This is a genomic window from Paenibacillus sp. FSL K6-1122, assembly GCF_037977015.1.
GTDB lineage: Bacteria > Bacillota > Bacilli > Paenibacillales > Paenibacillaceae > Paenibacillus > Paenibacillus amylolyticus.
On record NZ_CP150272.1, the window covers coordinates 5,239,530 to 5,255,036 of the forward strand.

The window sequence follows — 15,507 nt, forward strand, 5'->3', positions numbered from 1 at the left end:
TTCTTTTATTTTGACCTTATTTGATCTTCTGACTTTGTCTGACTATAACGAATGAATGGGGTCCGTTACAGTATTGGATTCATTCTTCCGCATTCCCATCATCATGATTGCCAGCAAGACAACCAGAACAGCTACGAACATAAATGGAACATGTTTGTCCACCTGATAAAGTGTCGTTGTAAGTAAAGGCGTAATGACGGCGGATATCCCCTGAATCGCTGCTACCAATCCCGCTGCACCTCCCTGCTGTTCTTTGCTAACTGCCAGCGAAGCACCTGCCATGAACCCCGGCATCATCAGACCCGAACCCATGCCAAACAGGAAAAACGAGAAATAATACATGGATAACACATTAAAGACCAAAAACAGGATCATACTTGCGATCAGGAAAAGGGACCCGAACAAAATCATTGGGCGTGGCTTCCATTTCAACCATTTCATCTGAATGACCTGCATGATCAACATCGCTGCTCCAGAGAACATGAGTCCAAACGAAACCATTCGGGCCGTCCCCGCTGAGGATAGAGCCAGTTGATCCTGAAAATAAAATCCCCCGACAACCTGTAGTGTCATGATACCCATCATCGTGACTAAGCCGGCAGCAAGGTACATTCGTAAACCACGTTGGAACGGGTTGACTTTAGGCGGTTTTGCCTGAATGACCGGTTTGGCTGACGGGATTAACAACAAGGCAATGATAAACGCAGCTATCGCTATAAAAATGCCAAAATAAAGCGGCCAGAGCAGACCGATAAGGGTAAAAGCTCCTGCAATCGCAGGTCCAAATACAAGGCCCAGTCCATTCGCAGCACTGATAATCGCCATCCCACTTCCCCGATCTTCACCTTCTGTCACATCACCCATATAGGCTTGGGCAGAAGACAGCACCGCCGGAATGAACATGCCGATCAGACTGCGCGTCACAATCAGAAGGGTTAACAGGAGCCCCCCTCCGATCCATGCATTTAATCCCCCGTACAATGCCAGTGCAAATAATGCACAGCTCACGGACATACCTATGAATCCAATCAATATAATTGGTTTTCTTCCTCTTATATCACTCCATCTGCCCCATACCGGAGCCATGACAGCCATCATAATGGACCCAAGCGAGATAATAAGACCGGAATGGCTTTCTTTCATGCCCAACTCGCGAATAAGTGGTGGCATAATGGGTGCAATCAGCATCAGACCCAACATGGCTGCAAATACGCTAAAAAAAATACTTCCTCTGATTCTATTCATGTTTGTACACTCCTCTATATTTCAGTACAGTACCCACTGTACCTGGAGTATACAAGGCTGAGAGAATTCTTACTGCCTCTATACGGAACAATTCACGGCAAGACGGATTTATTAATCTTATTTTTTAAATAAGATCAACCCTTAAAACTTTACACCAGACCACTACGATTACAGTACCATCTTCCGATCGCTGTTATCACCGGATTTCCGTGATTCCCTTCTATTAAAGGGAGAAATCCGTTGATAAAGGCGAACGCTCCGCTTCTCCAGACTGGTTCTGCACTCTTCGTTCTCGTGTAAAGTTTCTGTTCATCTTATTTAATAAATCTTTTTCATCTCTGAGGGCTTCACGCCGAATTTGCGATAAAATTGCTGCGAAAAGGCACTGACATTGCTGTAACCGACCGCAATCGCGGCCTCGGTGACGTTGTTATTCTGATTGCGCAACAACTTCATGGCGTTGTCGAGACGAACCTGACGCAAATATTCGAACACCGTGCTTCCGAAAAGTGCCTTGAATCCTTTTTTTAATTTAAAATCGTTAAGACCCACCTGTCTGGACAATGCTAGCAAAGATGGAGGATCTACCATACAAGCCTCCATAATCTCCCGTGCCGTATGTAACTTCCGGATGTCCTCTCTGGAGAATCCCGCGGGAATTGGCGCCAGATCAAACAATTGGATCATAAATCGATTCAAGATCTCCAACGCTGTCGCTTCCATCATTAAGGATGATCGATAACTGTTGTTTAATTCTACAATCAGACTGTCAATCATCGTTCGTATCCGGTTATCCAATTGAAATACAATCGGCTTGAACACTTTTCGTCCCAACACCTGATTAAACGCAATCGACTTGAAACCGCCCAGTTGTGCCGCAGCATAATTGAACAGAGAAACCGGAATCCCCAGCGAAAAGGACGTATACAGCTCCCTTGCCGGAGGATGGAACCACGCTTCGAAATCATGCATAAAAATAAGGGCCCCTTGCCCTATCGATAATGAATAATCCTGACCGGATATATCCACATTTCGCTCTCCTGACAAGGCAAATTGCAATTCCACAATGGGCGTTTCGGACGCAAAATACGTAGGATAAGGCTGATGATATTCAACCTGGGAATATAAAATCTCAATGCCACTGTATGTCGTTACTCTTTTAATATTACCACTGCCCGCCTTGGGAGAGAGCAGATACGTGTGTTCATCTTGCTGACTGTAAGGTTCCTGGGTCAGGTAATGCTGATATACTACGCCTAATGCATCATGCGTGCGCATGGGTATTCACCTCACCTATATCTTGATCAGACTTGTCAGTAAAGAAAGCCTGAATTAATTGATAATGATTCTCAATTATAATTTTAGCGTATTTTCTCCCGTTCGACCAGTCCTATATATATGAAGGTTCACGTCTGCTTTTTTCTTCATGTGGCAACATCATTTTATACGCTAACTTACATATCCAATTTGGAAAAATATCTCTTATCTAACCTTTTACACAAATCGCAGACTTCTCTTACCTCTCCTTAACATAAGCTCCCTATACTAAAACAATTGTACAACTCATTACACACGAAACGATAAAGGGGATCTGGAACATTGAAAAAGAGAAATCAATGGCTCGCCGTTCTGTCGATGACTGCCATTCTTACCGCAGGAGCAACCAGCTACACATCAATGATTCATGCCGCTGACGCAACTAAAACCACCAATGATCATGTCGTACTGCGCACAGCCATCCAAAATATGCAGGGTACGGTCACATGGAACGGAAGCAGTCGCAGTGTTGATATCCAGATCGCAGATACTAAAGTACAACTTCCTATAGGAACGTCATCAGTCACCATCAACGGTGTGAAAACTCCTCTGGACAGTAAAAGCTACATCACCAAAGGTACAACGTATGTATCTTCCCAAACGCTAAAATTAATTACGGATCAACTGATCCTGAAACAAAATAAAACCGGTTTTGAACAGACCGCAACGTTTCAGATGCCTGGTGGAAAAGCAGAAATATCAGCCTCTACGCCAGATGGACAACGCCTGCTCGTAACCGAAGCAGACAATGGCAGCATTTCCGTACTGGACATTGCTGACTTGAAAAACATCAACCTATTAAAGACAGTCAGCTTCCAGGACCTCTCCGCCAAAGCTGAAGTCACAAGCGTAACCGTGTCCAAAGATGGCAAATACGGTCTTGCTGTTATTCGTACAGGGGATACAGACAGTGAAGCAAACGAAGGGTTGCTTGCCATTGTGGATCTGACAACCTACAAAACCGTCAAAACGTATGAACTGGGCATTGGTCCTGACTCGATTGCACTGTCACCTGACGGTCTGCATGCGGTGATCGCCATAGAGGATGAAGAGCTGAATAAAGCTGCCGATGAAATTGACTATGCCAACACCAAACGTCCGGGTAGCATTATGGTTGTATCTTTTGCTGGCGGGAACGTATTGGAGGGTGAGATCACCAACTTGCCGGTATCTCTGGACAATGTAGAAGGCGCCATCTATCCGCATGATCCACAACCAGAGTATGTTGCTATTAGTCCAGATAGTAAAACAGCAGCCATCACGCTACAGGAAAACAATGTCGTTGCCATCGTAGATCTGGAGACAAAAAAAATCAGCTCAATCTTCGCTCTGGGTACCACTTCACATCAAGCAGATCTGAAAGATGATGGTATCGTTCAGTTTAAAGAGACGTTGACCGCTCGTTATGAACCGGATGGAATTGCTTTCTCGGCAGATGGCAAATACCTGCTGACAGCTAACGAAGGGGATTTGGGCAAGAATGAATTTGAGGATGGTGTAAAAGCAGGCGGACGTAATATTGCTGTCTGGAATTTGCAAGGCCAGCGGATGTACGATAGTCAGAATCTCATTGACGAGGCAACCGCTATGGTCGGCTTGTATCCGGATGATCGCAGTCCCAACAAGGGAAGTGAAGTGGAGAACCTGACCGTTGCTACTGTAGACGGCACTACGTATGCAGCCGTAGCTTCCGAAAGGGCAGATGCCATTTTGTTCTTTGATCTTGCTGATCCGGTCAATCCGGACTACCTGGGTCTGATTCCTACAGCCGGAGAATCACCAGAGGGAATTCATCGTGTTAACGGACGTAGCCTGTTTGTGAGTGCAGATGAAAGCACCGGAACGCTTAGTTTTTTTGCCAAGAAATAGTTCGAGCACCCTTGGTATGTAAAGTCTGAAATGAGCGGTGTCACGTTGTATTGAGTAGGTGGGGGCGTAGAGCCCCTGTCCTCTCATACTATTGTACGCGCTATTCCACGTATCCACATATAATGCTGCAAAGGTTATCGACGCTTCATATTTTCCAATTCCCGCCTGTTCCGCTCGACTTCCTCTTGCAACACTCGTACTTCCATCCTTAATGCGGATACTTCCTCTTTGACGCCAGACCTCTTCATTACAAGATAGAAAACCAGATATAATACAAGACCAATCATAATAAAGAAAATTAATAGCGTTATAATACCTGCAATACCTATAGAGCTAATCATAACTTTACGTTTCCCCTTTCCGACATTCTATTAATTTTATTTACAACAATACCATAATTAAGCATAACGAACAGTATAAAAAGCCAAGACAGCATGCTCCCTTGGCTTCAATTTATCTATATATACCTTCCTATCCGGTGATCCTTATTCCCAGAAGAAACGCCCTGCGAACACTTTTTCCGTCAACAGTTTATACGTTTCTTCAGGCAATTCTTTTTTCATCTTTGCCATAACGGCGTCTTTGCCTTGATTATATTGTGTGGACATGCCAATCTCTGCCGTTGTATTGCTAGCATCCAGACGCATGATTGGGGCTTGAGCATCTTTCGTCCAAGGTGTCCATGCCGCTAGATCAGGTGATCCACCCGTGCCTGGATTGCCTGTGTACAGGAACTGCTTCAGATATGCTGCCATCGCGGCGGACAACTGATCACGTCCTGGTTTGTTTGTATCGCTAAAGTACCCATCAGGGAAATAGGCAGCAATTCCGTCTGCGTGTCCTGTATAGAAGTCCATATCGGCACCATGTGGTGCGCCCAGTAACGTGAGCAAACGCTCAGAGATGACCCCAGGTTGTGTGCCCCATGCAAAACGATACGCATATACCGGTGGCTGACCTGCTTCACTGGTCAATTGCTCCGCTACACGCTCTGCATTAAAGCCTGCATAAGCTTCGCTACCGTATTTCAACGCAGCAGCATATTGCTCCGCCTTGGTTTTATCGGTAAACAGAGTCTCATCCGTGATGGATGGAGAGAAGTTTGGATCACCGAAGGCAAATCCGGAGAACTCTGTTTCCAGGCTGCCGAGCAATACAGGAACTTTCTTATAATTTCCATTATTGATGGCGTCAAATCCTTCTTTTGGAATCACTGTGCCATCCCGGAACAGATGCGGGAATGGGTCCATACGGATTGCCGTTGCGCCAAACGCAGTGACCAACTTGTCCGCAGGCAGTGCACGCAGATAGCTCTCCAGCTGTGCCTGAGATTGCTTGCCAATCCATGCTTTTGCTTCTTCTGCATTAGCCGCTTTCCCCTCTTGCACGAGTAGCTTCACAAGCACATCCTCGGATTTTTGCTCGCCTTCTTCCGGTGATGCTGTCGTCAATCCTCCGCTGAAAGCAACTGCTTTTTGATACAATCCTTTGCTAAGTGGAGAGATCAGAGTTGCCAGCACATCACGTGCACCAGCAGATTGTCCGGCTAATGTAACATTGCCTGTATCTCCGCCAAAGCCTTCGATATTATCCTGCACCCACTCCAATGCACGGAATGCGTCAAGCAGACCATAGTTACCTGAGTCATCCAGGGCATTGCCTGTTTTCAGTGCTGCATTCTCGAAGAATCCAAGGGCTCCCAAACGGTAATTCACTGAGATGATGATGCTGTTGGTGCTCCGTGCAAGCTGTTCACCCTGAAAATCTTTGCCTGATCCGGTCATATTCCCGCCGCCGTGCAGGAACACCATAACCGGAAGTTTCGAACTGGTTGTGTCGGGACGCCAGATATTGAGATACAGCGAATCCTCGCTTCCTGCTGTAGTCTTGCCGGAGATCTGCAAGCTGTTCGCTGCAAATTCCTTAGCCGATCTGGTTCCTGTCCATGCTTCTGGTTCTTGCGGGGCTTTCCAGCGCAGTTCCCCTACCGGAGGTGCCGCGTAAGGAACACCGAGCCAGCCGAGTGTGCCATATTGCTCATAGGTTTTGCCATCAATCGCGCCATACTTGGTCTGTTGCACCGTTTGAGGTTTGAACGCCCCAGCTTCTTTATGTTTCAACCAACTCTGCTCCAAGGTTCCACTGCCATTCTTGAGCTGTATCTGCAAAGCCTGTGCGGTTGCCTCTGCCATCAGGCGGTTGGTAAGTTGACTCGCTCCCTTCCCTTGAAGCGCCATGATTCCTTTCCCAGCCGCATAGGTGGAAGCCGCTCCCTGCTCATAATCCGTACCTGCTTCATATCCAAGCACCTTCAGAAGCATTTCGGCATACCCTTCCGCTGTAAGTGGTGCATTAGGTTCAAACTTATCTGTTCCTGTTACGATCTCAGACACATACGGATGCTGCTTCAAGTAACCAACGACCGGTTGCAATACTTTGCCTGCCTGAGCCGCATCGTCGTACGTTTCCGATCCCTGATAAGCGAGTGCTTCTTTCTCCAATCCGGACAAACGCAAGTAAAGTACTGCGGCCTGAATGCGTGTTGCCTTTTTGTTCAGATAAGCTGCATTAACACCTTGACCGCTGCCGCGAATAAGCTCGGATTGGATCAGCTTGTCCATCGCTGCAGAAGAAGAAGGTCCTTTATTGCCTGCTGCATAAGCTGGTAGAGCGGATACACATAACCCCAGAATGGTTGCTACGGCAATCGAACGTTTAATGGTTTTCATGTCATAAATCTCCTCGCTGTCGAATAGTGTGTGATGGGATAAGTTCATTGGAAATGTTCAGTTGAAATGCGTATCTAAGAATCAGTATTCCAATGTCTGGATGAGTCTATATCTATTTTTATGAAAAATTAAATCTGCTGCGCTCCTTTCTGCTTGAAATATCTGCTACGGCGCTTACGGTCATGCCATCAGGCATTTTTTTATATAAAAAAACCTGAACCGAAGGCAAACAGACATCGCTTTAGCGTGGTCTACTGCCCTCAATTCAGGTTTTGCCTGCAATCAGTAACAACCCTGAGGAATGAGGTTCATTCCATATGAAAATGTAAACGCAATCAATCGTTTGATGAACAAACAACCAACGAATGAACTGACACAGGTATTGCCCTGAACACGGTTACAATCCTGTTGTTATGGTGATGTTAGCACATAATGTAAGCGTTCGCAATATCTTTTTTTAATCGTCACTATATGATCTTTGAACTGTCTCTTAATTCGTCGACTCCTCACTTTGTCCAGTTCACCGGAATTCCAGCATCCTTCACTAATCGTAAATTTTACATATAGTTAACCCATTTCATACGTTAGTTTAGCAATTGTTGTATACACTTGGTTTGGGATACCAATATACATATATTCTAGGAGGATGCATTCATGTTAAACCGGTTTAATGTCCGTGCAGCCAAAATGATGCTCGCGGTGACAACAATTGTTACGGCTACACTCGGAGGAAGCAGTGCAGCGTGGGCTGTGGAAGATACCACCTCAACGACATCTGCATCACCGATTAAAAATGTGATTATTCTGATTCCTGACGGTATGGCTAACGATGCTACCGCTCTGGCTCGTTGGTATAAGGGCTCGTCCCTGACGCTGGACTCCATGGCAAGTGGCATGGTTCGGACACACTCCGCCGATGCGCCGATTGCGGACTCGGCCCCTGCCGGAACTGCTTTTGCTACAGGTTATAAATCTCATACCGGATTTGTTGGTGTACTGCCGGACAAGGCTACCATGCCTGGGCAAAAGGCTATTGCGCCTGGAGACGAAAGAAAACCGATCGCTTCTGTACTGGAAGCTTCCAAACTGGCGGGTAAAGCAACCGGCATTATCGCTACATCCGAGATTATGCACGCCACACCAGCGGACTTCTCCTCTCACTATCCGGACCGTAAAAACTACGATGCACTCAGCAAACAACAAGTCTACAATGGTATGGACGTTGTGTTGGGTGGAGGCAGCAAATACCTTGAGCCAGCCGGACGTAAAGACGGCGAGAATCTGGTTTCGTCTATCAAGGCACTGGGTTACGATTACGTCACTACACCAGCTGCAATGAAAGCATCCGATTCGAACAAGCTATGGGGTATGTTCGCGCCAGCGGGCATGGCTTATAATATGGACCGTGATCCTGCAAAACAGCCAAGCCTTGCCGAGATGACATCCAAAGCCATTGAAGTTCTGTCCAAAGATAAAGATGGCTTTTTCCTGATGGTCGAAGGCAGTAAAGTCGACTGGGCAGCTCATGCCAATGATCCGATTGGTATTATCAGTGACGTGCTGGCTTTTGATGATGCCGTAAAGGTAGCCATGGATTTTGCCAAAGCGGATGGAGAGACTGCCGTTGTGGCTGTTACGGACCACGGTAATGGTGGACTCACCATTGGTAACAACGCAACTAGCGGCACATACGATAAAGAGCCGTTGTCCACATTTATCGGACCTTTGAAAAAGGCCAAACTGACAGGCGAGGGCGTTGAAGCGAAGCTGAATGCCAAGCGTACAAACATCAAAGCAGTGATGAAACAATACTATGGCATTACCGACCTGACTTCCGAAGAGATTGCCACCATTAAAGCGGCCGAGCCAGGCAGTCTTAACTATGCAATCGGTCCAATGATCAGCAAACGTGCAGGGATTGGCTGGACAACCGGTGGTCATACAGGTGGAGATGTTGTGCTGTACACGTATGCTCCGAACAATGACCGTCCATTCGGTGTGATTGATAACACGGATGTCGCCAAATATATGGCACGAGTACTGGATCTGGATCTTGACAGCGTGAGCAAACAATTGTTTGTACCTGCCAAACAGGCATTTACAGCCAAAGGCGCGACATACAAACTGGACCTGACGGACGCCAAAAATCCGAAGATCCTCGTTTCAAAAGGTAACACCAAACTGGAACTGCAAATCTACAAAAATATTGCACTGGTGAACGGCAAAAAGACAACTTTGGAGGGTGTCATTGTTTATAACGGTGTAGAGGCATTTGTACCACAAACGGCCGTTGATCTGATTCAATAATTCGTTAGAAATACTAGGACTACAGGAGATTACACCATTTGGCTGCCGAATATTTCGGCAGCTATTTTACTGTTTATTATTAAGGAGTAGGTTCCTGCTAGCGCCTATCGTATAATGAACGTAACAAAAATACATATCATGCAAGAAAAAGGAGAGATTCACCCATGTTGATCAAATTAAACTGGATCACGCTGAGGGTCAGTAATTTGGAAGCTTCGCTCGGGTTCTACCACAACATGCTCGGACTTCCCATTCAGCGCAGATTCGAAAGCCGTGGACGACAGATTGCCATGCTGGGCATGGAAAATGAAGCCAAGCTGGAACTGATTGAGGGCAGTGAATCCATTCTTAAACCAGAGGCCGGCGTGTCGATCGGCTATGAGGTGAACTCGCTGGATGAAGCCATGGAACGACTGGCAGAACTGAATATTCCGATTGTGCGTGGCCCCATCCAGCCCAATCCGCATCTGCGGTTTATTTACATTACAGATCCAGATGGCTTCGAGGTGCAACTCTCAGAGCATGTCTAATTAGGCAACTGCGCACAAATGTGCTTATCACGATGACCAGTTGTGTGTGCATGTGTGAAGCTAAAACTGCATACATGCACACAATACCCCAAAATGGTGTGGTATCGGTAAGCTTTATGTCTGTCTACAGCTTCATGCGGCGCATCAGCGGCACACCTACGCGATTCAACAACCGATCAAGCAGCAGCCAGCACCAGCGTCTGCCCCACGAAAGGTGGCGCTCATACACAGCGGAATATTCAAAATCCGCCACAGCACCGCGATTGCGTTTGAACTGCGCAGCCCCGGCGCTCTCATGTAACAGATGCCCGTTTTCGCGAGCCTGTCCGATCAGACAAGCTGATAACATGCGGTATAGTCCGACGGATTGGGGCACCGCTGTGTCGTAACCAAACAGCGGCGTTGTCATGATTCCATTTCGGCAGAAATAACCCATCACCGCGTCCAGGCACCCTTCCTTCCGCAGTCCATAGAGTCTGAGTGTTCCTGATACCATCGCAGCAGCAATGAACCGCTCAGTGAATTGCGGATTGTGATAGGAGTACTTTTCAAGGTATAACAGCTTGTACAATTCCACAATTCGCGGAATATCTGCATCCGTCATATCTAATTCGGAAACGAATTCGTATCCATGCTTGCCCAATAATTCGTAATCCCGCTTCAACAGCCAACGTGACTTCGAGTTGCCAAAATTCGGATCATGCGCATGGTACAGGTAGATTTGTCGGCTCGGAATTAGTCGACACCCCACTTCCGTTAGCCTCACCGTCAGATCGGGATGAAGTCCAGGGCATAAAGAGCGAAACACAATGACATGTTCAGGGTATCGCTCTTGTACCGCTGTAAGCAAACATTCTGCTTGTTCACCGGACATGGCTGGATACAGATTGGTGGACAACAACCAGTTGTTCACATGCACAACTTTGTTGATTTGCGATTGCTTCATTCCCCAACCTATTAGACTGAGCAGCACAGAAAGACCTTTTTCCAACACAGGCTTCTGCAACATGGTCAATTCTTGCTTGGCGTAACTCACATAATGCGTATATGGCGAACAAACGTAAGCATTATCATACTCTGTATCATTCACCGTCAGCGGAATAACGAGATCATCAATTCGGGCGAGCAACAATGTCGTTTCCACGTTGGACATAAAGCTTTGGGTCCCGTCTAGCATCATAGGTTCCAGATAGACTCTGGCATATCTGCCATCCTCCGTATCGGGCCAGTCCATGTCATTGAACGATTGCTGATCATAAAAACGTACGCGTGCAGCCCTATTATCATTCCTAACCTCATATGTACTGTCATCACAGTCCAATCTATCTTTCATTCCTTTATCCTTCAACCTTCTACTCCCCCATGAGGTTACATCTTCTTTTAACTACCATTTACAGTTTCAGTTCTACGCTCTTCATACTCTACACATCACTGTATAGGAAAAAAATGTCGGCATCAAGCTGTATTCCAGATGAAAAAAGCCCGTATAGTACGCTAAATACGTACCGACAGGCCCTCAACTATTAATATTAAAGTTTATTCTCAACGGAAGAAGCCTGATGATCCGAGACTAACTCATTCAGGTCTACAATCAGTTGCTCCAATTCTCCAAAGCTCTCTACCATCTTCTGTGTCAGGTTACGTTGTTCTTCCATGCTCGCCAGAATCTCTTCTGTCGCTGCACTGGATTGCTCCGTTACACTCGAAATTTCGGAAACTTCATTCACAACTCTGGTGGAAGATTCCTTCATTGTAGCCGAACTAGTCTCGATATCTGTCGCTTGATTCAACACATGCTGAGAGTTGCTGTTGATCGTACGGAATACTTCCTCTGCTGTATGGACGCTATCTCTTCCTTGTTGTAAAGATAGACGAATACGTTCGAATCGATCTGTCAGTGCCTGCGTCTGTCCTTTTAATCGAGACAGGATGGTTCCGATATCACTTGCGGACTGACCTGAGTTCTCTGCCAACTTGCGAACTTCCTCTGATACAACAGCAAACCCACGTCCATGCTCACCCGCACGAGCGGCTTCAATGGCTGCATTAAGCGCGAGCAGGTTGGTCTGACTCGCAATATCCGCTATGCTGTTCAGCATAAGCGTCATGGATTCACTTTCCTCGTTGAACTTTCGCATGTCATTTGCAGTTGTATTGATCGTTTCATATAGATCTTGCATCTGGATGTTTAGCTGGTCCATCTGTGTGCTTCCAGTTTGCGTGCTCGTTGCCATACTTGCGGACAACTCTTTCATCTGCTGCGAATACGAAGCAACGTCCTTGATATGCTGATCCGATACAGATAAGGATTCCGAGATCTCGGCCACACTGGTCGCCTGGAACTCAACACCTTTTGCAACCTCACTGAACCCAAGCGTCACCTCATTGGTGATAGAACCAGTCGCATTTACTTTTTGCTTCAATTGATCTGTATAACGTGATAGACCTTCGACCGATTCCTTCACACGCTCCAGCATGGTTTCCACTCTTTGCTTAGAATGCTCCACCTCATTCTGGCGTACTTCACTTTCATGGAAGAGCCTTTGATTCAGCTGGGAGACCAGCATCAGAATGGCCCCCGTGAGAGCGAATAGTCCCACATTTACGATATTACCTATTAGCTCAACAGAGTCAACGGTATTCATAACAAATAATTGAAGAACACTGTTGACTAGTAATACCGAAAATCCAACCACAAAAAATTTCTTGTTAGGAAATAACAGTAGAACTGCGGTTATGACCAAACTTAACGCAAAATTGACCGTTCCCCAACCGACATAGACTCCACATATTGTAAGTAATACAGTAATCAGCCATGGAATGAGATGAATATGTTTCTTTTTCGCATTAGCGTATGTAATCCAAACTACAAAGATCAGAGCTACTCCATTGGACACAAGTAACTTCGGCATCGTAAAGGCCAGCCCCATACCAATGGCAATAATAATCCACAAAATGATACCGATTAATTTGTTCCTTTTCCAAATAATTTCGTCCATACGATCCATGCATACCCCGTCCTTTTATGTAGGTTAAATGTAAGTTGTAGGGCCTTTCTGTACTACATCTAGTAGTCTTTGGTCCTGCTTATGTGCAAATCGCAAATACGCAGCGCCTTAGCATAGTACATATTAACTTCATAAGTATGAAACCAGCGCTACTTTATGTATATCGGTATTCAACATTTAAAATGAATATGAAATGTAAAATGATATGTAAGCATATCATTTTACAAACAAAAAAAGGTCTGTCTCATGCGTTATGGCGCACAAGACAGGCCTTTTGGGTCGTGAAAGGATGTGCAACAGCTCTTACTTTCCAAATACAAGTGTTGTATTGGAGGAGCCTGCATACTTGGTGACGAACTCACGCGCGTAGCTGGCACTTTCTACCTGATAACTGTAATTGGAGCTTGGTCTCCAGTTCGTTTTAGGAGAAGTCGGACTATTAAGCGCTGGTGTACTGCCCGTATCCGTAAACTCACCTTTTCCTTTGTCATCCAGGATGCCTCCCTTTTCAGCGCCGGCACCAAAGTAGTTGTTTTCGGAATAAATTCGTGCTTTTTCACCAATTGTGATGGCCTGATTAAAGTTGTTTGCATAGTTGTTTTTGAGATGGAAGTAACCATATCTTAAAAGTCCAGGACCACGTACATATAAATTTTCAAAATAATTGTTGGACATCGTCACATGAGGTACTCCATTGTAACTGCTGTTACCATCATTCGGATGACCGAGGATGACGCCATACTTATGGTTCGCAAATTTGGAATTGCTAATCGTAATATAGTCGGCGCGATCGCCAATATACAGAAGTTTGTCCAGATCATTACCGCCAGAGCTGTAGCTGTGACCAGCAAACGTCACATGATCAATCCAGTAATTGGAGCCTGAAGTGATATACATCTGGATATCATCATTGGCATTAATATTGGAAGCGTGTTCAAAAGTCAGATTCTGAAAAATCACATTGCTTGAACTGCTTGTGGATCTGAAATGAATATTCGTTAATGTATGTTTGCCAAAGGAACCTACAAGTGTCTTGTTCGCTCCAAATTCAACCTTTTGCAGCGTAGAGGAAGAAATATTCTGTTCAACAACGACAATCTTGGCTGTAGAGCCCGCCATATGTGTTCTCAAGTCATTGAGATTACTAACATAAACCACCTGACCGTTCTTGCCACCTGTCGTAGCTGACTTGGATACACCATTTTCATTCTTGGCACTGCCTGCAAAACCAGTCAACCCGTTCGTACCTGTGTTCGGATAACTGGCCGCACCATATGTAGACGGGGCTGTGGAGACAGTTAACAACAATAGAGTTACAGCGAGTAAAAGCATCGAAAATTTCTTCAAAATTTCACCATCCTTTATAATATTATCCTCAAAGACAACTCGATTATATCGTGTAACTTTGGCTGTGACAATACAAAAATTGCAAAAAGACAACAATTATCATTTTTATGCAACAGCAGATCAGATATAGTGAAAAAACATAAAACCAGGCCATTCGTTCACACAAAATAGAGCCGCTAATTAGCGGCTCTATTAACGAGTACTATGTGATCCAACTTGGAACTGATCCACCCTTGGATCAGTTCCTAAAGCCTCTGACGAAAAACCATTTGCTTGCGGATAATAATATGTCACGACTTCTGATAGCTGCGGCGGAAGGCGCCAGGTGTGATTCGTTCCAGCTTCTTGAAGATGGCTCCATAATAGCTGGTCGATTCGAAACCGACTTGACGAGCGATATCCTCCATCCCGCGTTGCACATTATCGAGCAGCAGTTCCTTGCTCTTGTTGACTCTTACCTGATTAACATAGCTGATGGGACGAATACCTGTCGTTTTCTTAAACAAATGACAGAAATATTCTGGTGTGACACAGATCAATCCGGCAAGCGTTGGCAAAGTAATCTCTTCAGCATAATGTTGTTCAATATAGTCCAGAACCGGCTTTATTCGCTCATACTGCTGTCCGACGGTATCGCTGCCCTCAACAGATACGCGTTGAATAATCTCTGTCAATAAGGTATAGAGGACAGCGGAGCAGGCGTAATTGCTTAATGTCTGCTCTTGTGGTGTTAAGGCAGCTTGTAGCAGCTCCCGCATTCGGGATAGAAGGTATTCAGGCTGTGCAAGCGTGTATACGCATGTGTGGACAATGCCAACGGTTTCAAACAAGCTTGCTGTCCCGTTGCCATCGAAAATGATCCAGTCGACTTCCCAACTGCCGGATAGCGCATAGTATTCGTGCTTCTGTCCAGGGAATAACAGCATGCCCATACCTGGCTTGACAATATGTTCCGTTTCACTGAGCTTGAACTTACCCACACCGCTGCGGCATTGTATCCACTGATAATCCTCAATGCCTTGGTCTCGGCGGATATGCTCCTGTTCATGATGCAGGCCGATGCCAAGTAAATAAAAAGGGAGCAACTTGTCTCGGGCAGATAACACCGGAAAATTACGATTGGGATGAGGCATACGACTAACTCTCCTGATCTTA

General features: G+C 45.7%; 10 protein-coding genes. 3 read left to right on the plus strand and 7 right to left on the minus strand.

Features of this window, described 5'->3' with window-relative positions:
* Window positions 1-42: 42 nt before the first annotated feature.
* Together NSQ20_RS23470 and NSQ20_RS23475 are read right to left on the minus strand one after the other, a co-directional pair.
* Window positions 43-1,245, minus strand: a complete 1,203-nt coding sequence (locus NSQ20_RS23470; RefSeq protein ID WP_036668651.1) for an MFS transporter — start codon at window positions 1,243-1,245, stop codon at window positions 43-45.
* 318 nt (window positions 1,246-1,563) lie between these two features.
* On the minus strand, window positions 1,564-2,523 hold the full coding sequence (locus NSQ20_RS23475; RefSeq protein WP_036668652.1) for an AraC family transcriptional regulator: 960 nt from the start codon (window positions 2,521-2,523) through the stop codon (window positions 1,564-1,566).
* A 321-nt stretch (window positions 2,524-2,844) separates the two neighbouring features.
* Here NSQ20_RS23475 and NSQ20_RS23480 point away from each other — a divergent pair, with 321 nt between their 5' ends.
* The gene (locus tag NSQ20_RS23480) at window positions 2,845-4,431 is read left to right on the plus strand and encodes a stalk domain-containing protein (protein WP_036668653.1); all 1,587 of its coding nucleotides are present in this window, start codon (window positions 2,845-2,847) and stop codon (window positions 4,429-4,431) included.
* A 485-nt stretch (window positions 4,432-4,916) separates the two neighbouring features.
* Here NSQ20_RS23480 and NSQ20_RS23485 read toward each other — a convergent pair whose 3' ends face one another.
* Window positions 4,917-7,160, minus strand: coding sequence for a carboxylesterase family protein (locus NSQ20_RS23485; RefSeq protein WP_036668657.1), 2,244 nt, complete (start codon window positions 7,158-7,160; stop codon window positions 4,917-4,919).
* Between the two features lie 654 nt (window positions 7,161-7,814).
* On the opposite strand from NSQ20_RS23485, the gene NSQ20_RS23490 reads away from it, so the two are divergent.
* Together NSQ20_RS23490 and NSQ20_RS23495 are read left to right on the plus strand one after the other, a co-directional pair.
* Window positions 7,815-9,467 carry an alkaline phosphatase gene (locus NSQ20_RS23490; RefSeq protein ID WP_036668659.1) on the plus strand — a complete coding sequence of 551 codons (1,653 nt, stop codon included), beginning with the start codon at window positions 7,815-7,817 and terminating at the stop codon, window positions 9,465-9,467.
* Between the two features lie 164 nt (window positions 9,468-9,631).
* The gene (locus NSQ20_RS23495) at window positions 9,632-9,997 is read left to right on the plus strand and encodes a VOC family protein (protein WP_036668661.1); all 366 of its coding nucleotides are present in this window, start codon (window positions 9,632-9,634) and stop codon (window positions 9,995-9,997) included.
* Window positions 9,998-10,121: 124 nt separating this feature from the next.
* On the opposite strand, the gene NSQ20_RS23500 is transcribed toward NSQ20_RS23495, so the two are convergent.
* The 4 genes from NSQ20_RS23500 to NSQ20_RS23515 all read right to left on the minus strand — a co-directional run bounded on the left by NSQ20_RS23500 (window position 10,122) and on the right by NSQ20_RS23515 (window position 15,485).
* Entirely contained in the window at window positions 10,122-11,330 is a 1,209-nt protein-coding gene (locus NSQ20_RS23500; RefSeq protein WP_235193740.1) for a GNAT family N-acetyltransferase, read from the minus strand.
* A gap of 196 nt (window positions 11,331-11,526) precedes the next feature.
* Window positions 11,527-13,005, minus strand: a complete 1,479-nt coding sequence (locus NSQ20_RS23505) for a methyl-accepting chemotaxis protein (RefSeq protein WP_076328198.1) — start codon at window positions 13,003-13,005, stop codon at window positions 11,527-11,529.
* Window positions 13,006-13,308: 303 nt separating this feature from the next.
* Window positions 13,309-14,337, minus strand: coding sequence for a pectate lyase (locus NSQ20_RS23510; protein ID WP_245838180.1), 1,029 nt, complete (start codon window positions 14,335-14,337; stop codon window positions 13,309-13,311).
* 305 nt (window positions 14,338-14,642) lie between these two features.
* Window positions 14,643-15,485, minus strand: coding sequence for an AraC family transcriptional regulator (locus NSQ20_RS23515; protein WP_340030987.1), 843 nt, complete (start codon window positions 15,483-15,485; stop codon window positions 14,643-14,645).
* Window positions 15,486-15,507 lie beyond the last annotated feature (22 nt).

Bases quoted from the DNA above. Each gene is read 5' to 3' on its own strand.
- NSQ20_RS23470 (WP_036668651.1), bottom strand. From the start codon at position 1,245: ATGAATAGAATCAGAGGAAGTATTTTTTTTAGCGTATTTGCAGCCATG.
- NSQ20_RS23475 (WP_036668652.1), bottom strand. From the start codon at position 2,523: ATGCGCACGCATGATGCATTAGGCGTAGTATATCAGCATTACCTGACC.
- NSQ20_RS23485 (WP_036668657.1), bottom strand. From the start codon at position 7,160: ATGAAAACCATTAAACGTTCGATTGCCGTAGCAACCATTCTGGGGTTA.
- NSQ20_RS23490 (WP_036668659.1), top strand. From the start codon at position 7,815: ATGTTAAACCGGTTTAATGTCCGTGCAGCCAAAATGATGCTCGCGGTG.
- NSQ20_RS23495 (WP_036668661.1), top strand. From the start codon at position 9,632: ATGTTGATCAAATTAAACTGGATCACGCTGAGGGTCAGTAATTTGGAA.
- NSQ20_RS23500 (WP_235193740.1), bottom strand. From the start codon at position 11,330: ATGAAAGATAGATTGGACTGTGATGACAGTACATATGAGGTTAGGAAT.
- NSQ20_RS23505 (WP_076328198.1), bottom strand. From the start codon at position 13,005: ATGGATCGTATGGACGAAATTATTTGGAAAAGGAACAAATTAATCGGT.
- NSQ20_RS23510 (WP_245838180.1), bottom strand. From the start codon at position 14,337: ATGCTTTTACTCGCTGTAACTCTATTGTTGTTAACTGTCTCCACAGCC.
- NSQ20_RS23515 (WP_340030987.1), bottom strand. From the start codon at position 15,485: ATGCCTCATCCCAATCGTAATTTTCCGGTGTTATCTGCCCGAGACAAG.